Raw genomic sequence first — 23444 nt, forward strand, 5'->3', positions numbered from 1 at the left:
TTCTCGGCGCTCTCACTTGCATCGACCCGATGAGCTGCCCGCGCCGCCGCGCAGTCTCCGCTCTACGCACTCGCCGGTCAGCACTATCCGCACCTTGTCCCCGACTGAACATAGAGTGCTGCCGTGGACGTGGTGATCGCTATTGGAGTCGTCATTGGTGCGGTAGTCGGCGTGCTGGGAGTGGTTGGCGTGCACTGGTTTCTGTGGCGGCGGCTCGTATGGGATACGACCGAGCGCGGGTCGATCGCTCGCCGGGTGGGGACCGGGGTGATCGTCGCGGGGACAGCACTTTTGATCGGTGCATTTGCGTCCGAATCGGCCGGGGTTCCATTTCTGATCACGCAGATCATCGCCTGGCCCGGCTATATGTGGGGCGCGCTCTTCCTCTACCTCGTGCTGTGGCTGTTGGTGGGTGAGCTGGTGCGGCCGCTTTTCCGGCGTTGGATTGCGCATTCGAGGACGGCCGAGGACGCTGCGGAAACTGCGGCCGGAGATCATCCCGCGCCGGTTTCACGGCGGCTCTTCGTCTCTCGAGCGGTGGGCGCTGCGGCGACACTGGCGGCGGTGACCACGGTGGGCTACGGCACCCACAGCGCGCTGACCGGCCCGCGAGTAAAGCAGTTGACGGTGCCGCTGGCCAATCTGCCGCGCGCCGCGCACGGCTACCGGATCGCCGTGGTCAGCGATATTCATCTCGGTCCGATTCTGGGCCGCGGATTCGCCGAGCGGGTGGTCGAGACGATCAACGGCACCCAGCCGGATCTCATTGCCGTGGTGGGCGATCTGGTCGACGGTAACGTCGAACACCTGCGCTCGGCCACCGAACCACTGGCGCGATTGCGCGCACGACACGGCGCCTATTTCGTCACCGGCAACCATGAATACTTCTCCGGTGCCGAGCAGTGGATCGAGCATGTGCAGGAACTCGGACTGCGGCTGCTGGCGAACAGCCGCACTGAGCTGCCGTATTTCGACCTGGCCGGGGTCAACGATATTCAGGGCGAACGTATCGGGCAGGGGCCGGACTTCGCCGCCGCGCTCGGCGACCGTGATCTCGCGCGTACCGCGGTGCTGCTGGCGCATCAGCCGGTGCAAATCCACGACGCGGTCGAGTTCGGCGTCGACCTGCAACTGTCCGGCCACACCCACGGCGGCCAGTTATGGCCCGGCAATTACCTTGCGGGCCTGGCCAATCCGACCGTCGCAGGCCTGGAGCGCTACGGAGACACCCAGCTCTATGTCACCCGCGGGGCGGGCGCGTGGGGACCTCCGGTCCGGGTCGGCGCCCCCTCCGATATCACCGTTGTCGAGCTGGCGTCGAAACAGGCGTGACACGCTACGGTACTGCCACACCTCCCACGACCGACTGGGCCCCATCGAATCTCCGGATGGGGCCCGGTCGAGATCAGGCGAGGTCGAACCGGTCGTTGTCGACCACCTTGACCCACGCGGCGACGAAGTCGTTCACGAACCTCTCCGCGCCGTCTTGCTGCGCATAAACCTCGGCTACCGAGCGCAGCACCGAGTGTGCGCCGAAGATGAGGTCGTTGGCGGTGGCCGTCCACTTGGGCCGGCCGGAGGACCGGTCGAAACCTTCGTAGACGTTTTCCGCCGACTCGGACGCCTTCCACTCGGTGCGCATGTCGAGCAGGTTGACGAAGAAGTCGTTTGTCAGCAGGCCTGGACGCTCGGTGAGCACACCGTGCTTGCTGCCGTCGTAGTTGGCGCCCAAAGCGCGCAGGCCGCCGACCAGTACCGTCATCTCCGGAGCCGTCACGTCGAGCATGTACGCCCGGTCGAGCAGCAGACGCTCCAGCGGAGCCTTCTCACCGGACCGCACGTAGTTGCGGAACCCGTCCGCCCGCGGTTCCAGCACCGCGAACGATTCCACATCGGTGTTCTCCTGCGTGGTGTCGGTGCGTCCGGGTGCGAATGGCACCGTGATGTCGTGGCCGGCGTCCTTGGCCGCCTTCTCCACCGCCGCGGACCCGGCGAGAATGATCAGGTCGGCCAGCGACACCTTCTTGCCGCCGGCGGCCGAACCGTTGAACTCCTGCTGGATCTGCTCGAGCACGGGCAGTACCTTCGCCAATTCGGCGGGTTCGTTGACCTCCCAATCCTTCTGGGGTGCGAGCCGAATCCGGGCGCCGTTGGCACCGCCGCGCTTGTCAGTGCTGCGGTAGCTCGCCGCGGCCGCCCACGCGGTCTTGACCAGCTGCGCGACCGAGAGGCCGGAGTCGAGTACGTTTCGCTTCAACGCCGTGACGTCCTGTTCATCGACCAGTTCGTGATCGACGGCCGGAACCGGATCCTGCCACAGCTGCGGCCCGGGAACCCATGGCCCGAGGTAGCGGCTGAGCGGTCCCATATCACGGTGCAGCAGCTTGTACCACGCCTTGGCGAATGCCTCCGACAGTTCCTCCGGGTGATCCAGCCAGCGGCGGGTGATCTCCCGATAGATCGGATCTTCCCGCAGCGACAGGTCCGTAGTCAGCATGGTCGGGGTTCGGGCGGGCCCGCCGAACGGATCCGGAATGGCCCCGTCGCCTGCACCGTCCTTCGGCTTGTACTGCCACGCCCCGGCCGGGCTCTTGGTCAGCTCCCACTCATAGCCGTACAGGTTCTGCAGGAAGCCGTTGTCCCACTTGGTCGGACTTGCAGTCCAGACGACCTCGAGACCGCTGGTGATGGCATCCTTACCCTTGCCGGTCGCGTGGGCACTCTTCCAGCCCAGGCCCTGCTGCTCGAGCGGGGCCGCTTCGGGTTCGGGACCGACCAGGTCGGCATCGCCCGCACCGTGGGTCTTGCCGAAACTGTGGCCGCCGACGATCAGTGCGGCAGTCTCCTCGTCGTTCATCGCCATGCGGCCGAACGTCTCGCGGATATCCCGCGCGGCGGCCACCGGATCCGGGCGGCCGTTGGGCCCTTCCGGATTCACATAGATCAGGCCCATCTGGACCGCGCCGAACGGCTTCGCCAGATCCCGGTCACCGCTGTAGCGCTCATCGCCGAGCCAGGTGTCCTCCGGGCCCCAGAACACCTCTTCCGGCTCCCAGATATCGGGGCGGCCGAAACCGAAGCCGAAGGTCTGGAAACCCATCGAGTCGAGAGCGACATTGCCGGCGAACACCAACAGGTCGGCCCAGGAGATCTTGTTGCCGTACTTCTGCTTGACCGGCCACAGCAGCCGACGAGCCTTGTCCAGACTGGCGTTGTCCGGCCAGCTGTTGAGTGGCGCGAAGCGCTGCGCCCCCTGACCGCCGCCACCACGCCCGTCGGCGATCCGGTACGTGCCCGCCGCATGCCAGCTCATCCGGATGAACAGACCACCGTAGTTGCCGTAGTCCGCAGGCCACCAGTCCTGCGAGTCGGTCAGGATCGCGGCGACATCGGCCTTCAGAGCGTCGACGTCGAGTTTCTTGAACTCCTCGGTGTAGTCGAAATCCTCGCCCAGCGGGTTGGCCTTGGACGAATGTGCGTGCAGCACCGAGACATCGATCTGCTCGGGCCACCAGTCCTTGTTGGTGCGGGGGCGATGGTCGGTCTGCGGAGTCGGGGATGGGATGGCCGGGTTCTCGCTCTCGCTTGCGCTTCGAGTTCCGGTCTCAGGAGCGGGAGGGCGGCTGTCGGATGTCATGACATTCCTTCCTGAAATGGGTATGCGGGCTGCAATCAGGACGCGATCATTCGGCGTGCGATGTGGCGCAGTCGGGACACAGGCCCCAGTAGATGACCTCGGCCTCGTCGATCGAGAAGCCGCGGTCGTCGGTCGCGGTCAAGCACGGGGCCTCGCCGACCGCGCAGTCGACATCGGCGATCGATCCGCACGACCGGCATACGACGTGGTGGTGATTGTCACCGACCCGTGTTTCGTACCGCGCGACCGAGCCGGACGGCTGAATGCATCGAAGCAGGCCCGCGGCGGTGAGCACGCGCAACGAGTCGTACACCGCCTGGTGCGACACCGCTGACAGGCGAGATCGCACCGCGCGGATGATCGAATCCGTGTCGGCGTGCGGATAGTCGTGCACCGCACTCAAAATCGCAATACGCGGAGCGGTCACGCGAAGCGAAACTCCCCGCAGCATCTGCTGGAATTCCGTGTCCGTGGGCACGCCCAGGAGTCTCGTCCGTTTTCTGGAACGAGTCAAGCATTCCTGCCGATGTTTCGGGTTTCGGTGCTGCGTCTGATCGAGAGGTATGTATCGAGGTGGGGGCGCGGCGGTGCGGTTGCCAGGTCTACAGCGCCATCATGACCGGCCTCGACCATCCGCACGCCCCGCACTTGGCAACGCTCAGCAACCGGTGCTCAACACTCGATAGACGGCTAGAAGAGTGCACTCGGGCCTGCGTAGTTGGTCCGCGGGAAAATGGTTGGTCGGGAGGATGTTCGGACTGCTAACCTCGGCGAGACCGTGACATCACGCGAGGAGGTGAGACCCATGCAGGCTGTATCGATGTGGGAGCTCCCTCTCGTCATCACGGTTGGGCGAACGATGTAGACGTCGCCGGGAGCGCCTGGGAGACAAGGCAATCCCGAAAGGCGACAACCAATGAATTCTGAGCATTCAACTGCGGGTATGGGCGAGCCAACCGTAGTAGTCACGCGGGCCGCGCTGACGCAGTGGCACGCGCTGGACAACGACCGGGTGGTGGGCTGCGGCGACGCTTCGCGGCGCCCCGACGGCCGGATCTTTCTCAGCATCGACTCCTGGCACGACGCGGTCTTCGACCAGCTCGCCCACGCGATGCTGACGGACCTTCCGGCCCCGCTGTACACGGTCGTCGATGAGATCGACGTGGGCCTGACATCCAGCTGGGAGCGAGTCGGTTTCACGACTCGGCGCCGTGAGTGGGAATACCTCGTGCGCACCGACCCGCGGGTCACCGGACTCGACGCGACGCCCCCGCCTCCGGGTACCACGATCGTCGTCGGCGGTGACGCGGAGCAGGGTCCGCTGCGTGCATTGGACCGCGCGATACGCCTCGAGGTCGAGGCTGCTGTCGGATGGCAGCAGATGCCGGCGGAGGTGTTGCCCCGCCTGAGCGGGAACACCCCGCTGGATCTGTCGAAGTATGTGGTGGCAGCACAGCCCGATCGATACGTGGGACTGGTCCGGGTGATGCAGCGCCGTCACTGGGCAAGGATCGGGCTGATCGCAGTCCGGGCCGATCAGCATCGCCGCGGTATCGGGCGGGCGCTGCTAGCCCACACGCTGGGCGCATTGCACCACCGCGGGATCGACACGGCGTCAACCGAAGTCAACGAATCCAACACAGCGGCCACGGCACTGTTGGAGGGCATCGGAGCCCGACGCGCAAGCAGCAACCTGGAGTTGGTGCTGCGATGACAGATGCGACGAAGAGCAGAAAGGGTATCGAAATAGAGGGCACCGTCATCGAATGCCTCCGCAACGCCACCTTCACGGTAGAGCTTCCGAACGGGCACAAGGTGCTCACCCACATCAGCGGGAAGATACGGAAGAACTACATCAAGATCATGCTGCATGATCGGGTACTGGTGGAGCTGAGCCCCTACGACCTCACCCGCGGCCGAATCGTGTTCCGGTACAGGACGTAGCCGGCCCGGGACACCGCCGAGTCGGCTCCGTCCCGACACAAACACGGCGGCCGGATTGCATCCGGCCGCCGATACCGCGTCGGCCTCCGACACCGAAGGGCTGTCTTGGGTCAAGATCATGGCAGGAACTGGCTGGTCACAAGGTTGGTGCCGGGCGTAAGACCTCTTTCAGACTGCGCGCTCATAGCCGATGGGCGTGTGGTTACCGTGGCAGTCGTGGGCGCGAGGAGCACTGTCCGGAAGCAACCGGGGACCTCAGTGGTGCCGGCTGGCGCGGTGCTGTAGATCAGTCCTCCCTTTGCCGGAAACCGAGTAGGGATCTGCGGAGACCGCTGAACACATAGCCGGCCGCCCACACTGAAATCAAAATGAGAACAACGAACAGCGGTAGCCAGCTGTCCTTATGGTGATCGACGCTCCACCAGACCCCCGTAAACAGAATCGCGCAGATAAACAGCAGGATGTCGCGCAAGCCGCCGCGATAGGAGGCGGCCGCTCTGCGCAGCGGCCGGTATCGGTTGACGGTCGCGACCAGGTCGTCGATGCGACTATCGATGCTCCGTTGGAGTTCGGCTCGCCGCTCCACCTCCTCCGGAGGTAGGCGGTCCAGCAGTTCCATATCCTGCTTGATCGTCTTGCGGACATCCGGGCCCCTCAGATATCCCACCGCTGCACCGAGAGCCAATCCACCGGCGATCGGCGCGATCCCCACGGCAAGGTCAGCCAACGCGGACATGCTTCGCTCTCCCTAGCCACCCTATCGATATCGCGGCAAGCACCAGTGTCTCGACTATCGGGTAGGCGGCGAGCCGATCGCCCGGCCGTGGGTGGTGGCCGAAGGCGACGGATTCACCGTTCACCAGCATGCGGTCGACCTCGGCGTGCGGGATGCCTGCGGCCTCGACGATGTCTTTGACGGTCTGATGCGGACGGATCGGCCGGAGCTGTGCCGCGCACCGCGCGGCCAAGGGCACGAAGTCGTTCAGCTCGGCATACACCCGCGGTTCGACACTTGCGGTCACAGGACCATTGTCGCCCCGACACACAACAACAGTCCTCATCCGGTGCTGACCGAACGCATCCGCGCATGTCCTCACCTGCCGCTGATGGCGTTGAACAAATGCACGCCGACGCCGAATACGGCTGGCGACCGGGCCGGGTCTACTTTCCGGACACTTCGGCCAATCCGGGGCAGATACGTCAATGTTCCGTCTCGTTCGTTGGGCACCACGGAGTCCGGCCCGCCACGCGGAAATGTTGTGAGGAGGCGGGAATCCGTGAGAGTTGCGACTTTTGTCTTCACGTCGGGGGAAACGTCGTGGGCGACGGATCGATGTGGAAGACTCGATCACGGCGGGCGGCTCCACACAGGCGGAGACCCTCGTTGGTGACGAGAGGCCTTGTTCTCGTTGCCGGCTATCAGGATCTGGTACTTCGAAATCCCTTGCTGGTCTGGTTCATGAACCGGACGGGCGAGGGTGAGTCACACGTCAGAAGTGACCGACTACGAAGGAGATAGCCATGGCGAGTGCGCAACAGGCAACGCCGGCCAGGCGGCCACGAAAGGGCAAGAAGAGCGGGCCGGTGACCGAGTATTGCGCCTTGTGGCATATAAAGCCCGGACATGCCGAGCAGGTGATCGATGAGATTGCGGCGGGCCTGTCGAGCCGGGGGGATGTACGGGACATGTATAAGAAGATCGGCGTTCACGACGCCAGGTATGTGGTCCTCGACAACGGTACGCGGCTTCTCATCACGATCAGCTTCGACTTGGATTTCGACCCCTACTTCGACGACGCCATCGCATCCCTCGTCGGCGGCGACAAGAGCCAGATCAAGTTCGGCTGGATGAATCATCTTGTGGAGGCACCCGAAGGCGGCTACGACTCCATGTCGTGGGAGGCGTTCAAGAATTGGCTGGTCGAGACCCAGACGGAAGCCGATATCTTCGCCAATACCAACGACGCGACCGTGCAAGAGATCGACAAGGCGCTGCGTGTGCAGCAGGCGTTCCAACAGGTGCTCGACCACCCCGAGGCCGCGCAGGCGCTCCAGCACCCGGCGTTGAAGCCGCTGCTGGAAGAAGCGGCGGGCTGAACCCGCACGGCGGAGCCGGTTAGCGGCTGCCGCTGGTTATGGAGGCGAACGCATCCATGGCAACAGTAGAAGAGCCTGTCATGCTCGAATTGGACGATATCCAGAACGGGGCCATACATCCGCGGCCCTCGCCGTATGTCGGCGCCTATATTGTGCTGCGCATCGACGACCGGCGCGCCGGTCGTGAGCTGTTACGCAGGCTGATTCCGGCGATCGCCGACGCCACGAGCCCGATGGATCCAAGCCGCCAGGCGTGGGTCAGTGCCGGACTCAGCTTCCGGGGCCTCGAGGCGCTGGGTGTTCCGCAGGACTCGCTCGACAGCTTCCCCCTGGCGTTCCAGCAGGGCATGGCCGCGCGGGCGGCAGAGCTGGGGGATGTCGGTGACAGCGCCCCCGAAAACTGGGAGAAACCGTTTGGCACCCCGGATGTCCATGTCGGGCTCAGCGCGCTCTCGCCCGACGCGGCGCGGCTCGAGCCCGTACTCGCCCGTGCCCGGACGGCGTTTGAGGAACTCTCCGGGGTCACCGCTCTATGGAGCCTGGATTGTCACGTGCTGCCCACGGAGAAAGAAGCTTTCGGGTTCCGGGACGGCATCAGTCATCCAGCAATTGAAGGCAGCGGTATTCCGGGATCGAACCCCCAAGAGAAGCCCCTCAAGGCGGGCGAGTTTTTGCTGGGCTATGAGAATGAGCGGCATGAGCTGTCTCCGATGCCGCGGCCCGAGGTTCTGGGTAAGAACGGCACCTATGTCGCTTTTCGCAAGCTGCACCAACGTGTTGCGGCGTTTCGCCAGTATCTGAAGGCGAACTCCTCGACTCCGGAAGAGGAAGACTTTCTGGCGGCAAAGATGATGGGGCGCTGGCAGAGCGGCGCACCGTTGGCGCTGTGTCCGATGCGCGATGACCCCGAGCTGGGTGCCGACCCGAAACTCAACAATGATTTCCTCTACAAGGATGATGATCCGCAGGGCTTGAAAACACCCGCCGGCTCGCACATTCGACGTCTGAATCCGCGCGACTCGGACATCAGCGGCTTCGCGCGTTTTCATCGCATGATCCGGCGCGGCACCAGCTACGGCCCGATGCTTCCGCCCGGGGTCATCGACGACGATGGTGCCGAACGAGGGTTGGCGTTCGTCTTTGTCGGCGCGAACTTGGAGCGGCAATTCGAGTTCGTCCAGTCGGAGTGGGTGAACAAGGGGCAGTTCTTTCATGGCCCCGTCGGCGATAAGGACCCGATCGCGGGCGCGAACAGCGGAAGCGATCACTTCACCATCCCTCAACAGCCGATCCGCCGACGGCTACAGGGTCTGCCGGCTTTCGTCGTCACACGGGGAGGCGAGTATTTCTTCGTGCCCGGCCTGCGCGCCCTGCACTGGTTGGCCGATCTCGAGACCTGACGAGGGAACACAGCGATCCCACGCTCCCTGGCCCGCCTACACTTCCCGATGGGGTGGCCGGCACCTGCGCTGGGTGAGATCGCGCTCTACCAGAGTCGTTTCGATGGTCTACAGGAGTTGGTGAGAAATGTCTGACCATAATTCCGGGCCTCGGGCCTTAGCAGATCCCGTTGTGGACATCACCGACGTCTACGCCTTCCCCAGTCCGGAACAGCCCGGCTTTCTGGTCTTGGCGCTCAACGTGTTTCCGAACGCAGAACCAGCCGCGCAGTTTTCCGATGCGGTCGACTACCGATTCCGACTGCGGCCGGTCACGATCCCGCGCGGAACCACTCCCGCGTTTGTTGTCGGCGAGAAGGAATACACCTTCAGCTTCCGTTTCGCGGGCCCGGTCGAGCACCAGGCCGGCTCGCCGCTCGCGCAGGAAGGCACCTGCACCGCCTCAACCGGCCAGACCGCGTCCTTCCGGGTGAACGACGAACAGGGTGGAAAGGCTCACGGCCTGCGCGCCTTTGCCGGACGGCGGATGGATCCATTTTTCTTCGACGGCGTCAGGGCGGCGCAAACGATCATGACCCGACAGTTGGCGTTTGTCAGCCCCGGCGACAGCAGGCAGTACCGCCAAAACGTCCTCAGCATCGTCGTCGAACTCGACATCGCCACGACTTTCGGGGCGGACGCCGGACCGCTGTTTGCCGTCGTCGGCGAAACGATGATTCCCGGGCCGATCACGGTCCGTCTCGAGCGCTTCGGCCGCCCCCTGATGAAGAGCGTCGTCCTCGGCGCAAAGGACTTCGATACCGTCAACCGGGATCTGGATATTCGCGATCTGTATAACCAGGAGGACCCATACAACCTGGGGCCGACATACCTTGGTGCGTACCGGGCGCGGATGAACGCGAATCTCGGCTTCTGGGATAGCCTCGACCACAAGATTGACTGGCCGCCGGACGCGCACGGCACCCACCCTCTGACCGAGCTGCTGTTGGCCGATTTCATGGTGATCGATGTGTCGAAGCCGTATGCCGAGGATAGCTACTTCGAGATCGAGCGGGCGTTGTTGAACGGCGCCAGCCATCAGAGCTGTGGTGGCCGAAGCCTCAATGACGATGTCGGAGACACGATTGTGACGACGCTGATCAATGCCGGGAACGGCGCCCGGATCAGCGACGGTGTCGACCAACAGGCAGTCCGGGCCTCTCGCACCTTCCCATATCTCGTTCCCCCGGAACTGAACCCTCCGGCCAAGATCGAGCTTTCCCTTGACAAGTCCGGGTGAGGACGGTGATGACGAGACGCAGCGACCCGGCAGCAACCGGCGGAGTGATCGATGGCGAGTTACCAACGACGGCAGGTGCTCTCGCGCTGGCGAATCTGCAAGCGCAGATCGACGGCCAGCAGCGGATGGCCCTCGCGGGAGGGCTCGACGTGGGTGGTCGAGCCGAGCTCATTGAACTCGTGGCGCTGCGGGGGCACATCCTCGGTTGCATCGCAGACTACGAATGGGCGCAAGCGCGGGCCGAACAGCTCACGCACCATCGCCCGGCTGACGGCGTAGCCCTCATCGCGCGCGCCCGGGCGCGGGCGACATTCCATCGCTTCACCGATGCGCTGGGTGACCTCGATAAAGCCCGGCGGCTCGGAGCAGATCCCCCCGTGGTGGATGCCGAACACGCCGCGATCCTGCAGGCGGTCGGACGCTACGACGAAGCCCTCACATTCATGCGGGAGGCTGTGAAACGCCGAGCCGATTTCGCCTCTGTCGCGGCGCTGGCTTCGCTCTGCGCTGAGAGCGGGGATGTGGCCACCGCCGAGCATCTATTCGACGAGAGTCGGGATCACTACCGTGGGGTCTCGCCGATTCCGCTGGCGCAGCTCTACTTTCGGCGCGCCAAAATGTGGCTCGCGCAGGGAAACCTCCCACGCGGGCACAGTTGGCTCAGCGCCGCGCATCGCCGCCTTCCGGCCTACGCCCCCGCGCAAGGCCATCTGGCCGAAGTCGAGGCGGCCCTCGGCGAGACCGACTCCGCGATCGCCCGGCTGCACCCGCTGACGATCTCCTCCGACGACCCCGACTACCCGGCACAACTCGCCCGCATACTGAGCGAGGTCGGCCGCGTAGAAGAGGCTCGTGAATGGCGTGCCCGGGCGGCAGCCCGCTACGACGAACTGGTCGCGCGACATCCCGAGGCCTTCGCCGACCACGCGGCGGAGTTCTTGCTCGACGCAGGTGCCGACCCCCATCGGGCACTACTGCTCGCGAGGAGGAATCTCGAGGTCCGCCAGACACCACGGGCCCATGAGCTCCTTTCTCGTGCCACGCGTGCGGTTGACGGTGCTCGGGCCGGAGGCAGGAGAAGGGCGTAGCGGACGTCATCGTTATCGGTGCCGAACCGGCCAGTATGTTCGCCACACAAGCAACGGTGCGCCCTCATTGGAGCGTCATCGTCCAGAGCCTTGGTCCCGGCCTCGAGGAACGCCTGTTTCCACTTGCCGACCGATGCCGTGCTCACCCGCGCCGCCTGGCAGCTTCCGCGGCACTCATCTCCCCGGCCAGCACCGACAACACCACCCGCACCTTGTCCTCGACCGGAACCTTCAACCGCCGTGACCTGGCCACAGGATCGGCTCCTTCCCGGCTCGATGGGCTCGGAGCGTAAACCGAGCAGCCCTGCCAAGAAGTTTGACTCGCGAGAGGGCGATCTATGCGAACATATGTTCGTGTCCAGGTCTGTCCGCTCGACGTCGCCGCGTTCCCGACGGCCGCGGATCGAGCCGCGGGCCGAGGCGTCGATCCTGCATGCCGATCTCGACTCGTTCTATGCCTCGGTGGAACAGCGCGATAATCCGCGGCTGCGGGGGCGGCCGGTGATCGTCGGTGGCGGCGTTGTGCTGGCGGCCAGCTATGAGGCGAAGGCGTTCGGGGTGCGTACGCCGATGAATGGTGGTGCGGCGCTGCGGCTTTGCCCACATGCAATTGTGGTGCCGCCGCGCATGTCGGCCTATGCCGAGGCGAGCAAGGCCGTCTTCGAGGTCTTCCACAACACGACGCCGGTGGTCGAGGGCATTTCGATCGACGAGGCGTTTCTCGATGTGAGTGGGCTGCGGCGGATCGCGGGCGAACCCGTCGAGATCGGGCGGCGGTTGCGGGATGCGGTGCGCGAGCAGGTCGGGTTGCCGATTTCGGTCGGTATCGCGCGGACGAAATTCCTGGCGAAGGTGGCCAGCGCGGTTGCCAAACCCGACGGGTTGCGCCTGGTGCCTCCGGGACTCGAACTCGATTTCCTGCATCCGCTGCCGGTCGAACGACTATGGGGCGTCGGCGAAGTCACCTCCCGCACCCTGCACGAACACGGCATCACCCGCATCGGTCAACTCGCCGAACTCGGTGAATCACCGTTGCGCGCCATTCTCGGACCCGCCGCGGCACGGCACCTGTACGCCCTGTCCTGGGCGCGCGACCCGCGGCGCGTCGAATCCGGCGTCCGCCGCCGCTCCATCGGCGCGCAACGCGCACTCGGTCGTCGGCACCGATCACCCGACGAGGTCGAGGCCTACCTGCACGGCCTCACCGACCGCCTCGGCCGCCGATTGCGCGCGGCCGACCGGGTGACCCGAACCGTGGTGCTGCGCATGCGTTTCGACGATTTCACCCGTGCCACCCGCTCGCACACCCTGCCCGAGGCCACCGATCACACCCAAACCATCCTCTACGCCGCGCGCACCTTACTCAGCACCGCGATGCCCATGATCCAAGAGCGCGGCCTCACCCTCATCGGGCTGGCTCTCACCAACCTCGACAACGCCGACGCCGTCCAACTCACCCTGCCGTTGGAACCCCGCGCCACCAACACCCTCGATGCCACGCTCGACGACCTGCGCCGCCGCTTCGGCTCGGCCGCCGTCACCCGTGCCGCCCTCATCGGTCGCGGCGAAGGCCTCTCGGTCCCACTGCTGCCGGACTGATGCGCTCGAACGCGCCGTGTATCCTCCATGCAGGCCGGTTCGGCGGGGGGTGACCATCGAACTTTCGGAAACCACGGATGAGCAGGCCATAGCTGTTGCCGTGCGTCCGAGGAGATTTCGATGCCATACGCACTACTCGGCCTGATCACAGTGGCCCTGTGGGTCTACTGCCTGGTCGACATCATCACCTGCCCCGATGCGGGCATCCGGAATCTGCCGAAGCTGGCGTGGCTCATCGTCGTCATCCTGGTGCCGACCGTGGGCGCACTGTTGTGGCTGTTCGCGGGCCGCCCACTGCGCGAAGGCGGCCCGCGTTCCAGCACCCGCTACGCCGAATACGACCGGCCCGGCCGCTACGTCCCACAGAATCCGGACGATGACGAAGCTTTCCTGCGCGGCCTGCGTGAACGCGCCGAGTCGCAGCGCCGCGAGGCCCGCCGCCAGGAGGAAGAGCGCCGGCGCGAACAAGGCGAACTGTAAGCGTCCTCGATTCGCGCGAGCGGTCCACCGACGCGGTCAGAGGCGTTCGATGATGGTGGCGTTGGCGAGGCCGCCTGCTTCGCACATCGTCATCAGGCCGTAGCGGCCTTCGGACTGCTCGAGGTGGTTGACCAGGGTGGCGAGGATACGGGTGCCGGAGGCGCCAAGAGGGTGATGGACCATTCGATTTCCGGGAAACGCGCCTCGAGTTCATCGTCGGCGAAGGCTGGGCGCAGTCCGGCCAGACCTTCGGCGGTGGTGCTCGGGCGGATGGCCTCATCGGCGGTGAGCGTGCCCGCAGGGACGAGTTCGCTGTCGAACCCGCCAGCCGCGGCGGTTTCAGCGGCCAATCGGTGCGAGCGGGCGGCGAACGCGTCGAGCGTCTCGCGGTCCAGCTTCCAGCGCTGGGCGATGATTTCGGCCGAAATACCCTGTCCGATAAGACCTTCCGGGAAGCGGTGGGCCAGCGGACCGCAGTTGGCGTCCTTACCCTGAGCGTTGGAGAACATCGGGACCCGGCTCATCGACTCCACACCGCAGGCGATCGCGATGTCGTAGGCACCGGCGATCACACCCTGCGCCGCGAAATGCGCGGCCTGCTGGCTGGACCCACATTGCCGATCGACAGTGGTCGCGGGCACGGACTGCGGGAACCCGGCGGCCAGCACTGCGGTGCGCGAAATATTGAGCGCCTGCTCACCACTCTGGGTGACGCAACCACCGATCACATCATCGACGAGTGCCGGATCGAGGTCATTGCGTTCGACCAGGGTCCGCAGCACCTCTGCCAGCAGTGTCGCCGGATGCACATCCGCGAGCCCACCACCGGGTTTCCCCTTCCCGGAGGGTGTGCGAACAACGTCGACAATAACCGCGGATGTCATGACGGCTCCCTACTGTGTCTGCGATCGTCCATGCGAACGACGATTAACTTATGACACTGTACGCCGCCCCACCTCACCCCCGCGACTCCCGTTGGGCGTGCACCCGCATGCTGCTACACCATCAGCGAGAACGCTTGGGGCGCTTATCCATCAACCGCAGGATCAGCGGGGTGAAGATGAGTTGCATGGCCAGATCCATTTTCCCGCCGGGGACGACAATGCAGTTGGGGCGGGACATGAAGGAGTCGTGCAGCATGGACAGCAGGTAGGGGAAGTCGATGACCTTGGGGTCGGCGAAGCGGATGACGACGAAACTTTCGTCCGCGGTGGGGATGGTGCGGGCGATGAAGGGGTTCGAGGTGTCCACGGTGGGGACGCGCTGGAAGTTGACGTAGGTGTGGGAGAACTGGGGGCAGATGTATTTCACGTAGTCGGGCATGCGGCGCAGGATCGTATCGATTACGGCCTCACTGGAATAGCCGCGTTCGGTCTTGTCCCGGATCACCTTCTGGGTCCATTCGAGGTTGACGATCGGCACCACCCCGACCAGTAGATCCGCGTATTGCGCGACATTCACCGAATCGGTGACGGCGGCGCCGTGCAGGCCTTCGTAGAACAGCAGATCGCTGCCCGGCGTCAGATCCTCCCACGGCGTAAAGGTGCCTGCGGGTTGCCCGTATGGTTTGGCTTCCAACTCGTCGTGCAAGTATTTGCGCACCGAACCGACGCCGGTCTCACCGTAATCGCGGAACAGCGTCTCCAACTCTTTCAGCAGATTCGCCTCCTCACCGAAATGCGAGAAGGTGCGATTGTCGCTCTGCTCCGCCTCGGCCATCGCGAGCTTCATCTCGTTACGGTCGTAGCGATGGAACGAATCCCCCTCCACGATCACCGCATTGATGCCTTCGCGACGGAATATCTCCTGAAAGGTCCGCGTGACACTGGTCGTGCCCGCACCGGATGAGCCGGTAATGGCGACGACGGGATGTTTGACCGACATGACACCTCCTCGATTGCCGGACTGTGTTCAATTTGCGGTGCTCCCGGTGCCCCCCCCGTGGTCACGCTGCGCTACCGCCTCCGGGCGCTTCGCTCGCACGCCGGGGATTTCAGCGCCCGGCCGGACGGAACAGCGACCGCGACCCGAACAGTGAACTGTCGAAGCTGGGCCCTTCCTCGGGCTCGCTGTGATAGCGCTCGATCCGCGCGACCTCATTACGCGAACCGAAGATCAGCGGTACCTGCTGATGCACCTGCTCCGGCGTCACCTCCAGCACTCGATCACCGCCGGTGGTCGCCCAGCCCCCGGCCTGTTCGACGATGTAGGCAATCGGATTCGCGCCGTACAGCAACGACACCCGCCCCGGCCGCCGAGTGTCGTATGGATAGAGGTAGACCCCGCCGCGGGTGAGGATGTGGAAGGTATCGGCGACCAATGACGCGACCCAGCGCATATTGAAATCCCGCCCCCGTGGCCCGTCCACACCGTCGAGACATTCGTGGACATACCGCCGCACCGGCCGTTCCCAGAACCGCTCATTGGCGGCATTGATCGCGAATCCCGAAGTATCCTCCGGGATTCGCATCCGCGGATGGGTCAAAACGAATGCGCCGATCTCCCGATCCAGGGTGAATCCGTCGACGCCGCTGCCCGTAGTGAGCACCAGCATGGTCGCCGGCCCGTACAGCGTGAATCCCGCGCAGACCTGCCGCACCCCCGGCTGCAAGAAGTCCGCGGTACTCGGCGCACCGTTGTCCGGTGCCCGCAGCACACTGAAAATCGTTCCGACAGGCAGATTTACATCGATATTCGAGGATCCGTCCAACGGATCGAAGGCCAGCAGATATTTGCCGCGCCGATGCACGTCGGGCACCGGATGGATATCGGTCATCTGCTCCGATAACAGCGCCGACAGATGCCCCGTCCATTGGGTCTCGGACACCATGATGTCATTGGCGATGGCGTCGAGTTTGCGGTGCACCGTCGGCGGCAGGTTATCGGGTTCGGAGGCGCCCAGTGAGCCGACAATGGCACCCCTGGTCACCTGGTTGGCGATGATTTTCGTCGCGGTCGCGACGACATTCACCAGAGCGGAGAATTCACCGGACGATCCGGGATGCCGGTGCTCCTCCTCGATCGTGTATCGGGTGAGGGTCTTCAGTCCTTCTGGCATGAGTTCTCGATCTCGTCACGCGGGCGCCCGTGCGGTCGGCCCATCCGGCTGCTGTCCTGCTGTGTCCGATTGGCGGCGCTCCCGGGGCCCTGCGTGCTCACGCGAGCTACCGCCTCCGGGCCCGTCGCTCACGCCGCGGAATACGCTGCTGCCGTAGACATCTCGGTCGGTCAGCGTGATCAGGTCGGTTTTGGTGAGCGGTCGCCGCAGTTCGACCAGCCGTTTGGCCTGCCGTAACCGGCAGCGGTCCAGGGCATTGCGCACGCTGCGCGCATTGGAGAATCGGGGGCGGCTCATTCGCAGCGTGAGATATTCGCCGAAGGCGGCGTATCCGGTGTCGTCGAACCGGAAATTGTCCCGTGCCACCATGAGTTCGGCGATGCGCACCAACTCGTCGTGGGTGTAGTCGCTGAATTCCAGATGATGGGCCACCCGCGAGGACAATCCCGGATTCGCCGAGAAGAACTTGTCCATCCGATCCGGATAGCCCGCGAAGATCACCACCAGGCTGGTGCGCTCGCTCTCCATCTCCTGCAGCAGGATCTCGATGACTTCCTGTCCGTAGTCACGTTCGTTCTCCGGGCGGAACAGGTAGTAGGCCTCGTCGATGAACAGCACTCCCCCGGCCGCCTTGGCCAGGGCCTCCTTCGTTTTGGGTGCGGTGTGTCCGATGAACTGGCCGACCAGATCGTCGCGAGTTACCGTGTGCACCTCGGGTTTACGGATATAGCCGAGCGCGTGCAGCATCTCGGCCATCCGCAGGGCGACGGTGGTCTTGCCGGCGCCGGGGCCGCCGGTGAAACTCATATGCATCGTCGGCCGAGAGGCTTGCAGGCCGAAGCGCTGCCTGGCCCGATCGATCAGCAGCAGCGCCGCGATCTCACGCACCCGCCGCTTCACGTTCGCCAGACCGACGAGTTCGGCATCGAGCCTGGTCAATACGTCCGCGACGTCATTGCCCGCGATATCGCTGGACAGATCCAGCACCGCATCCTCGGCGAGCAGCTCCTCCGGCGGTGTGTCCGCCGGCACCGCACGTACCGGCCTGCCGTCGTCCGCACCGGGCCGGTGCAATCGGAAACCGCTTGCCGCGCTCGACCTTTCAGCCGCCATACCGGGTACCCGACCGTTCGTCGGTGGCATACGAGTGCAGGCCGTAGGTCTGGCGCCGGTCCGGTCCCTCGGTGCGAGTCAGCAGGAATCCGGGCTCATCGACGGGACGCTGCACCAGAAAGCTCAGTGCGGTGGTCTGTCTGCCATAGCGGGCGTCGTAGGCGAGAACCCGGATGTAGTGTCGCGGGAAAGTATTGCGGCATGCGTCGATCTCGGCGAGCACACCGTCGGGCTCGTCGAGATCGAACAGCGGCAGCCCCCACATCTCCCAATAGGCGTTGCGGGGGTGCGGATCATCGGTGTATTCGATGGACACCGGCCAGTTGTTGAGCAAGGCGTAACGCACCTGAGCCGCGATCTCGGCGTCGGTGAGTTCGGGCAGATACGAGAAGGTTCCGTGGCGCAGATACATGTGCGGAGTCCTGTCGTTCAGCGGCTGGCCGTCGGCACGGCATCCGGCGCGTCGGTGGAGGTGTAGTCGAAGGTGACATCGCCCCAGGTCGAAAGCGCGACATCGAGCGGGCGGCAGATCTCGGCGGCCTTGCGCAGCACATCCGGACCTTCCTTCAGCAAATCGCGACCCTCGTTGCGGGCCTTCACGACTGCCTCCAGCGCCACCCGATTCGCCTCCGCTCCAGCGGCGATGCCGAGCGGATGCCCGATGGTGCCGCCGCCGAATTGCAAGACCACGTCATCGCCGAAAAGGTCGAGCAACTGGTGCATCTGGCCCGCATGAATGCCGCCGGAGGCCACCGGCATGACTCCGCCGAGACTGGCCCAATACTGGTCGAAGAAGATGCCGTTGCCCGGATTGGTGGGAATGTGGTTCTCCCGCAACGTGTCGTAGAAGCCCCTGGTGGTCGCCGGATCGCCCTCGAGCTTGCCGACCACGGTGCCCGCGTGCAGGTGATCGACGCCGATCAGCCGGCACCATTTGGCCAGTACCCGGAAACTCACGCCGTGCGTCTTCTGCCGCGTGTAGGTGGAGTGCCCGGCCCGATGCAAGTGCAGCAATACGCCGTTACGCCGCGCCCAGTGCGACATCGACTGCATGGCGGTGAATCCCACCGTCAGGTCCATCATGATCACGACGCTGCCCAGCTGCTTGGCGAACTCGGCGCGCTCGTACATATCCTCCATGGTCGCCGCGGTGACATTGAGGTAGTGGCCTTTGATCTCACCGGTTTCGGCCGTGGCACGGTTGACGCCCTCCATGGCGAACAGATACCGGTCGCGCCAACGCATGAACGGCTGGGAGTTGATGTTCTCGTCGTCCTTGGTGAAATCCAGGCCACCCTTGCACGCCTCGTAGATCACCCGACCGTAATTCCGCGCGGACAGACCGAGTTTCGGCTTCACTGTCGCACCGAGCAGCGGCCTGCCGTATTTGTTCAGGTACTCGCGCTCCATGACGGTGCCGTGCGGCGGGCCCTGGAAGGTCTTGACGTAGGCCACCGGAATCCGCATATCCTCCAGGCGCAGTGCCAGCAGCGGCTTGAAGCCGAAGACATTGCCGATGACCGAGGAGGTGAGGTTGGTGATCGAACCCTCTTCGAACAGGTCGAGATCGTAGGCGACATAGGCGAAATACTCGCCTGGGCGGCCGGGAACCTCATCGATGCGGTAGCACTTGGCCTGGTAGCGGTCGTGTGCGGTGAGACGGTCGGTCCATACGACAGTCCATGTGGCAGTGGAGGATTCGCCCGCGACGGCGGCCGCGGCTTCGATCGGATCCACGCCTTTTTGCGGGGTCACCCGGAAGACGGCGAGGACATCGGTATCTTTGGGTACATAATCCGGGGCGTAGTAACCCATCGAGGCGTAGGAGTGGACACCCGGATCCCAGCGGTTGGGTTCGGTTTCGTCGGTCATCATTGCTCCGCTCGGTTTTGCGGGTGATCCGCGCTCGGGAACTGGTGCGCGAGGCACCCGCGCCCGGATATCGAGCAGGACACCTCGGCTCGGGTGTTGTGCGGGATGCTGCGCCTGAGACGTGGGGTGAACGCCTACTGGGTTCAAGGATGACGGCGTTGTCGATGACAAACAATTTGATTGTTCCTCGGAATACTCAACGGATTCATTGAGTTTGATACCGTCGAATCGTGGGCATGGTGAGTGCGGCAAGGATGGAAACATTCCTGGCCGTGGCTCGGCAGGGCAGCATTCGCCGCGCCGCCACCCAGCTGCACATCACCGAGGCCGCCGTCTCCGCGGCGGTCGCGCACATCGAAAAGCAGCTCGGGGCAAAGCTCATCGCGAAGGCCGGGCGGGGTATCGCGCTCACCGAGGCCGGGCGCATCTACTCCGAATACTGCCGCACCATCCTCGGCCTGATGAAGGAGGCCAATGCCGCGGTACGCCGGGCCGAAACCGGCAAGCTGCGGATCGGTGTAGTCGCAACGGCGGGTGAGTATGTGCTGCTGGGGCCGCTGGCGTCATTCCGGAATCGCTATCCGGATATCGAACTGAGCCTGTCGGTGCATCCGCGCGACGTGCTGTTCCTCGAATTGCACCACCACGAAACGGATCTCGTCATCGCGGGCCGCCCACCGCGCGACACCGGGCTGGTCATCCGCGCCCGCCGCCCCAGTCAGCTCGTGGTCGTCGGCGCGCCCGGCTGTCCCGATCCGCTGCGCAGCACCTGGCTGCTACGCGGTCGCGGCTCCGGAACCCGCGACGCCACACTCAGCCTCATCGACCGCCTCGAAATCTCCCCGCCCACCCTCACCCTTGGCAGCCATGGTGCGGTACTTGCCGCCGCCCGTGAAGGCTTGGGCGTGACCCTCATTCACACCGACGCCCTGGCCCAGGACCTGGAATCAGGTCTGCTGCAAGTACTTCCGGTCGACGGCACCCCCATGGACCGTCCATGGCACGCCGTCACCACTCGCACCCCCACCCCCACAACCCGCCTCTTCCTGGCCCACATTCTCGATCCAGCCGAAGTGGGCGCTCACGCCTTCCGCCCCGGCTAGAACGCCGGGCGGTGGAGTCCGAGGGGCACGACACCCGGACTCCACCCGACTGGCGATCGCAATGATCGCGCAGGTCATCGGCGATGAATTCGCCATTGGGTTGATTGTGGACCGAATACTCGCTCAGCAGCACGTTTCGCTGTTACGAGCCGGTGAATATCGTGTTCCGCGCGGCCCGATTCCCTGACCGAAATTCTATCGGATGGCACAGCCACGCCTCCAAGGCACCCTGCCCCGACGAGAGGGCCACGCTGTGCCAGACTGGCGCGCATGGCTGGCGGGGAAACGTTGATTTCGAATGTGTCCGATACCGCGCGTTGGGTGACCACCTACCGCGCGATGGAGACCGCGCGCGAAGATGCGCTGTTCCACGATCCGCTCGCCGAACGCCTGGCCGGCGAACGCGGATATGCCATGGTGGCGGCCGCATCGCGAATAATGCGCAATGGCTGGCCGGTCGTCACCCGAACCAGAATCATCGATGATCTCATCGCGACCGCCATCGCCGAGGGCTGCGACCGCGTGCTCAATCTCGCCGCCGGACTCGACACCCGCCCCTACCGCCTGGGCCTGCCGGCCGATTTCGTCTGGGTGGAGGCCGATCTGCCCGCACTCACCGCGGAGAAGGAGGCCGCTCTCGCGGAGGAGAAGCCGCACTGTGCGCTGATCCGCCGTGGTGTCGACCTGGCCGATCCGGCCGCGCTGGCGGCGTTCCTGGACTGGGCCCTCGGCCCGCTCGGTCCCGAAAATTCCCCCGCCACAAAGGCTTTGGTGCTCACCGAGGGTCTGCTGATGTACCTGGAGGAGGAGACGGTCCGCGCCATCGCCGCCGCCCTGTCCCGGTCGGAGATCCGTTGGTGGGTCATGGACGTCACCGTGGCAATGAATCGCATGCGGTCGAGTTCGATGTTCGAGAACGCACCCCTCAAATTCGAACCCGGCAACGGCATCGCCTACTTCGAAGATCTCGGCTGGCGCTCCCGCGAAGTCGAACATCTCCTCGTGCACGCCCGCAAACTCCACCGCGCACCCTGGTACCTGCGCCCATTCACGTATCTCCCCCAGCCCAACCCACGCAAACCCGGCCGCAACCCCTGGTCCGGCATCGTCCGCTTCGAAAGCGACTAGAGGGCCCGTCACGGTCAGTCCGAGACGGACGCGCCGGACGTTCCGGCGAGCCACCGCGAACCTAGCGGCAGGCGCGGCCGACACAGGTGGTCAATTCGGTGAGACGATGGTCGAGTTCGGTGATGGTGGCGGTGTGCTCGGCTCGCCCGGTCGGCGTCTTGATCAGGTTGGTCAGTTGGTAGGGATCTGTGGCTAGGTCATAGAGCTCGTATTCGCGGTCAGCGAGCGGGCGTTCACGGTCGTACCAGCGCACATACAGATACCGCTCGGTGCGCACCGCGACCCAGGAGGGCATGTCGAAGGTATACATCGCCGGTGTCTCGGTGCCCGGGATCTGTTCCTGGGCAATGCCGTTGCGGCCGTTCCCGCCCGGGCCGCCGTATTCGGCGGCGAAGTCGGTGCGCCAGCCGCTGGTGTCACCGTGCAGCACCGGTGCGAGCGAACGACCGTCCATCCGGTCGGGGGTGGCGAGAGCGGCCCAATCGAGGATGGTGGGTGCGAGGTCGATCGACAGACCCATCGCATCGGTGGTGCCGTGGCTGATACCGGGACCGGCGACAGCGAGGGGTACTCGCATGGATTCCTCGTAGGGCGCCATCTTCTGGGTGAGCCGGTGGGCGCCGAGGCTGTAGCCGTTGTCAGAGGTGAAGATCAGATAGGTGTTGTCGAGCTGGCCGGTGCGGTCGAGGGTATCGACGATCGCGGCGACCATCTCGTCCAACGATTTCAGTGCGCCGAGCCGGTTTGTGTAGTCGATGTCGTTGGTCGCCGCGATCGTCGCCGCGCGGGCGTCCGCGGTGTCGATAAGCCAACTGGGTTTGTCGGAAACATCGGGCTCCTGGAAGTTCGCCGACCGTGGTGCCGCGGTCGGCGCGGTCTCGGCCAGATGCCGTGGCGCGGGCGGGATCGGGAAGTGCGGCGCCGTGGAGGCGGCGTACCAGAAGAACGGCTGCCCGGTGGTGGCGGCTTCGGTGATGAACCGAACGGATTTTTCGCCGATGACGTCGGTTTCGTAATCCTTCGGCGCGACACCGTATTTCACGTGAGTGCCGTTCTCGTTGAGAGTGTAGTTGTAACCGGCGTAGAGAAAGTTGTCGATGCCCGCGTTCCAGTCGTCCCAGCCGGGTGGAATGTGGTCGGGGTCGTGTTCGAGGCCGTTGAGATATTTACCGGCCATCCCGGTGCGATAACCGGCGTCGTGCAGATATGTCGCGATGGTGTGGGATTCGTTGCCGTTGGCGCGGAACGCTTCGAAGCCGCCGACTTCACCACTGTTGGTGAGAACGCCGGTGTTGTGCCCGTATTCTCCGGTCAAAATCGACGACCGGGCAGCGCAGCAGATCGGCATCGGCGCGAAACCGTTGGTGAAATCGACACCGCGGTCACGGATCAGCGTGGCGGTGCGCGGCATCGCCTGCCACACCGGCGTGGTCATCGCATCGAGGTCATCGGCGAGGATCATCACGATGTTGGGGCGACGAGCATCGCCGTGAAGGGGGGTCGCCGCCACCACCGACAAGCACGTCGCGACCGACAGCACCGATACGGCAGCCACGGTCAACCAACGCAACGAACCACGCCGATCCATCGAGAACTCCCTACCTGGAATATCGAAACCGGACACACCACATATCGACGCGCCACGC

At 64.8% G+C, this 23444-nt stretch carries 21 protein-coding genes and 1 pseudogene; 11 read left to right on the forward strand and 11 right to left on the reverse strand.

Going from position 1 to position 23444, the window contains the following annotated elements; translation table 11 throughout:
* Positions 1-123 precede the first annotated feature (123 nt).
* A complete protein-coding gene (locus OIE68_RS11265; RefSeq protein ID WP_327099329.1) occupies positions 124-1332 on the forward strand; it encodes a metallophosphoesterase in 1209 nt (402 codons plus the stop codon).
* 73 nt (positions 1333-1405) lie between these two features.
* On the opposite strand, the gene katG is transcribed toward OIE68_RS11265, so the two are convergent.
* Together katG and OIE68_RS11275 are read right to left on the reverse strand one after the other, a co-directional pair.
* Entirely contained in the window at positions 1406-3637 is a 2232-nt protein-coding gene (katG, locus tag OIE68_RS11270; RefSeq protein WP_327099330.1) for a catalase/peroxidase HPI, read from the reverse strand.
* 46 nt (positions 3638-3683) lie between these two features.
* On the reverse strand, positions 3684-4088 hold the full coding sequence (locus tag OIE68_RS11275) for a Fur family transcriptional regulator (RefSeq protein WP_419150764.1): 405 nt from the start codon (positions 4086-4088) through the stop codon (positions 3684-3686).
* Between the two features lie 492 nt (positions 4089-4580).
* On the opposite strand from OIE68_RS11275, the gene OIE68_RS11280 reads away from it, so the two are divergent.
* Together OIE68_RS11280 and infA are read left to right on the forward strand one after the other, a co-directional pair.
* Positions 4581-5351 (forward strand): GNAT family N-acetyltransferase, encoded by a 771-nt coding sequence (locus OIE68_RS11280; protein ID WP_327099332.1) that lies wholly within the window; start codon positions 4581-4583, stop codon positions 5349-5351.
* On the forward strand, positions 5348-5581 hold the full coding sequence (gene infA, locus OIE68_RS11285; protein WP_327099333.1) for a translation initiation factor IF-1: 234 nt from the start codon (positions 5348-5350) through the stop codon (positions 5579-5581). The genes OIE68_RS11280 and infA overlap by 4 nt, the downstream gene beginning before the upstream one ends.
* Positions 5582-5867: 286 nt before the next feature.
* Here the strand turns inward: infA and OIE68_RS11290 are convergent, their stop codons facing one another.
* Positions 5868-6317 carry a hypothetical protein gene (locus OIE68_RS11290; protein ID WP_327099334.1) on the reverse strand — a complete coding sequence of 150 codons (450 nt, stop codon included), beginning with the start codon at positions 6315-6317 and terminating at the stop codon, positions 5868-5870.
* Complete coding sequence (locus tag OIE68_RS11295) at positions 6301-6603, reverse strand: hypothetical protein (RefSeq protein ID WP_327099335.1); 303 nt, start codon at positions 6601-6603, stop codon at positions 6301-6303. The genes OIE68_RS11290 and OIE68_RS11295 overlap by 17 nt, the downstream gene beginning before the upstream one ends.
* 499 nt (positions 6604-7102) lie before the next feature.
* On the opposite strand from OIE68_RS11295, the gene OIE68_RS11300 reads away from it, so the two are divergent.
* From OIE68_RS11300 to OIE68_RS11325, 6 genes are all read left to right on the forward strand, one after another.
* Complete coding sequence (locus OIE68_RS11300; protein ID WP_327099336.1) at positions 7103-7678, forward strand: hypothetical protein; 576 nt, start codon at positions 7103-7105, stop codon at positions 7676-7678.
* Between the two features lie 56 nt (positions 7679-7734).
* The gene (locus OIE68_RS11305) at positions 7735-9078 is read left to right on the forward strand and encodes a Dyp-type peroxidase (RefSeq protein WP_327099337.1); all 1344 of its coding nucleotides are present in this window, start codon (positions 7735-7737) and stop codon (positions 9076-9078) included.
* A gap of 127 nt (positions 9079-9205) precedes the next feature.
* Positions 9206-10357, forward strand: coding sequence for a DUF4331 family protein (locus tag OIE68_RS11310; RefSeq protein WP_327099338.1), 1152 nt, complete (start codon positions 9206-9208; stop codon positions 10355-10357).
* 8 nt (positions 10358-10365) lie between these two features.
* Positions 10366-11445, forward strand: a complete 1080-nt coding sequence (locus OIE68_RS11315) for a hypothetical protein (protein WP_327099339.1) — start codon at positions 10366-10368, stop codon at positions 11443-11445.
* Positions 11446-11793: 348 nt separating this feature from the next.
* Entirely contained in the window at positions 11794-13044 is a 1251-nt protein-coding gene (gene dinB / locus OIE68_RS11320) for a DNA polymerase IV (protein ID WP_327099340.1), read from the forward strand.
* A 120-nt stretch (positions 13045-13164) separates the two neighbouring features.
* Positions 13165-13524 (forward strand): PLD nuclease N-terminal domain-containing protein, encoded by a 360-nt coding sequence (locus OIE68_RS11325; protein WP_327099341.1) that lies wholly within the window; start codon positions 13165-13167, stop codon positions 13522-13524.
* A 36-nt stretch (positions 13525-13560) separates the two neighbouring features.
* On the opposite strand, the pseudogene OIE68_RS11330 reads toward OIE68_RS11325, so the two are convergent.
* The 6 genes and pseudogenes from OIE68_RS11330 to OIE68_RS11355 form a co-directional block, all read right to left on the reverse strand.
* Positions 13561-14408, reverse strand: a pseudogene (locus OIE68_RS11330) (thiolase family protein).
* Positions 14409-14529: 121 nt separating this feature from the next.
* Positions 14530-15408 (reverse strand): phosphoribulokinase, encoded by an 879-nt coding sequence (locus OIE68_RS11335; protein WP_327099342.1) that lies wholly within the window; start codon positions 15406-15408, stop codon positions 14530-14532.
* 109 nt (positions 15409-15517) lie between these two features.
* Positions 15518-16582, reverse strand: coding sequence for a class 1 fructose-bisphosphatase (locus OIE68_RS11340; protein ID WP_327099343.1), 1065 nt, complete (start codon positions 16580-16582; stop codon positions 15518-15520).
* Between the two features lie 15 nt (positions 16583-16597).
* Positions 16598-17695 (reverse strand): AAA family ATPase, encoded by a 1098-nt coding sequence (locus tag OIE68_RS11345; protein ID WP_327099344.1) that lies wholly within the window; start codon positions 17693-17695, stop codon positions 16598-16600.
* Positions 17685-18107, reverse strand: a complete 423-nt coding sequence (locus tag OIE68_RS11350; RefSeq protein WP_040690447.1) for a ribulose bisphosphate carboxylase small subunit — start codon at positions 18105-18107, stop codon at positions 17685-17687. Before OIE68_RS11350 ends, OIE68_RS11345 begins: the two co-directional genes overlap by 11 nt.
* A gap of 17 nt (positions 18108-18124) precedes the next feature.
* Positions 18125-19567, reverse strand: a complete 1443-nt coding sequence (locus tag OIE68_RS11355; protein WP_327099345.1) for a form I ribulose bisphosphate carboxylase large subunit — start codon at positions 19565-19567, stop codon at positions 18125-18127.
* A gap of 236 nt (positions 19568-19803) precedes the next feature.
* On the opposite strand from OIE68_RS11355, the gene OIE68_RS11360 reads away from it, so the two are divergent.
* Positions 19804-20670: a LysR family transcriptional regulator gene (locus tag OIE68_RS11360; protein ID WP_327101635.1), complete on the forward strand. Its 867-nt coding sequence runs from the start codon at positions 19804-19806 to the stop codon at positions 20668-20670.
* 270 nt (positions 20671-20940) lie between these two features.
* The gene (locus tag OIE68_RS11365; RefSeq protein WP_327099346.1) at positions 20941-21798 is read left to right on the forward strand and encodes an SAM-dependent methyltransferase; all 858 of its coding nucleotides are present in this window, start codon (positions 20941-20943) and stop codon (positions 21796-21798) included.
* 61 nt (positions 21799-21859) lie between these two features.
* Here the strand turns inward: OIE68_RS11365 and OIE68_RS11370 are convergent, their stop codons facing one another.
* On the reverse strand, positions 21860-23386 hold the full coding sequence (locus OIE68_RS11370; protein WP_327099347.1) for a sulfatase-like hydrolase/transferase: 1527 nt from the start codon (positions 23384-23386) through the stop codon (positions 21860-21862).
* Between the last annotated feature and the right edge of the window lie 58 nt (positions 23387-23444).

This window comes from Nocardia vinacea, from assembly GCF_035920345.1.
Classification (GTDB): Bacteria; Actinomycetota; Actinomycetes; order Mycobacteriales; family Mycobacteriaceae; genus Nocardia; species Nocardia vinacea_A.

What these genes read in the sequence shown, in the direction of transcription:
- OIE68_RS11325 (WP_327099341.1), top strand. Translation starts at nt 13,165, where the DNA reads ATGCCATACGCACTACTCGGCCTGATCACAGTGGCCCTGTGGGTCTAC.
- dinB (WP_327099340.1), top strand. Translation starts at nt 11,794, where the DNA reads ATGTTCGTGTCCAGGTCTGTCCGCTCGACGTCGCCGCGTTCCCGACGG.
- OIE68_RS11275 (WP_419150764.1), bottom strand. Translation starts at nt 4,088, where the DNA reads ATGCTGCGGGGAGTTTCGCTTCGCGTGACCGCTCCGCGTATTGCGATT.
- OIE68_RS11360 (WP_327101635.1), top strand. Translation starts at nt 19,804, where the DNA reads ATGGTGAGTGCGGCAAGGATGGAAACATTCCTGGCCGTGGCTCGGCAG.
- OIE68_RS11345 (WP_327099344.1), bottom strand. Translation starts at nt 17,695, where the DNA reads ATGGCGGCTGAAAGGTCGAGCGCGGCAAGCGGTTTCCGATTGCACCGG.
- OIE68_RS11315 (WP_327099339.1), top strand. Translation starts at nt 10,366, where the DNA reads ATGACGAGACGCAGCGACCCGGCAGCAACCGGCGGAGTGATCGATGGC.
- infA (WP_327099333.1), top strand. Translation starts at nt 5,348, where the DNA reads ATGACAGATGCGACGAAGAGCAGAAAGGGTATCGAAATAGAGGGCACC.
- OIE68_RS11355 (WP_327099345.1), bottom strand. Translation starts at nt 19,567, where the DNA reads ATGACCGACGAAACCGAACCCAACCGCTGGGATCCGGGTGTCCACTCC.
- OIE68_RS11300 (WP_327099336.1), top strand. Translation starts at nt 7,103, where the DNA reads ATGGCGAGTGCGCAACAGGCAACGCCGGCCAGGCGGCCACGAAAGGGC.
- OIE68_RS11340 (WP_327099343.1), bottom strand. Translation starts at nt 16,582, where the DNA reads ATGCCAGAAGGACTGAAGACCCTCACCCGATACACGATCGAGGAGGAG.
- katG (WP_327099330.1), bottom strand. Translation starts at nt 3,637, where the DNA reads ATGACATCCGACAGCCGCCCTCCCGCTCCTGAGACCGGAACTCGAAGC.
- OIE68_RS11280 (WP_327099332.1), top strand. Translation starts at nt 4,581, where the DNA reads ATGGGCGAGCCAACCGTAGTAGTCACGCGGGCCGCGCTGACGCAGTGG.
- OIE68_RS11365 (WP_327099346.1), top strand. Translation starts at nt 20,941, where the DNA reads ATGGCTGGCGGGGAAACGTTGATTTCGAATGTGTCCGATACCGCGCGT.
- OIE68_RS11305 (WP_327099337.1), top strand. Translation starts at nt 7,735, where the DNA reads ATGGCAACAGTAGAAGAGCCTGTCATGCTCGAATTGGACGATATCCAG.
- OIE68_RS11350 (WP_040690447.1), bottom strand. Translation starts at nt 18,107, where the DNA reads ATGTATCTGCGCCACGGAACCTTCTCGTATCTGCCCGAACTCACCGAC.
- OIE68_RS11290 (WP_327099334.1), bottom strand. Translation starts at nt 6,317, where the DNA reads ATGTCCGCGTTGGCTGACCTTGCCGTGGGGATCGCGCCGATCGCCGGT.
- OIE68_RS11370 (WP_327099347.1), bottom strand. Translation starts at nt 23,386, where the DNA reads ATGGATCGGCGTGGTTCGTTGCGTTGGTTGACCGTGGCTGCCGTATCG.
- OIE68_RS11310 (WP_327099338.1), top strand. Translation starts at nt 9,206, where the DNA reads ATGTCTGACCATAATTCCGGGCCTCGGGCCTTAGCAGATCCCGTTGTG.
- OIE68_RS11335 (WP_327099342.1), bottom strand. Translation starts at nt 15,408, where the DNA reads ATGTCGGTCAAACATCCCGTCGTCGCCATTACCGGCTCATCCGGTGCG.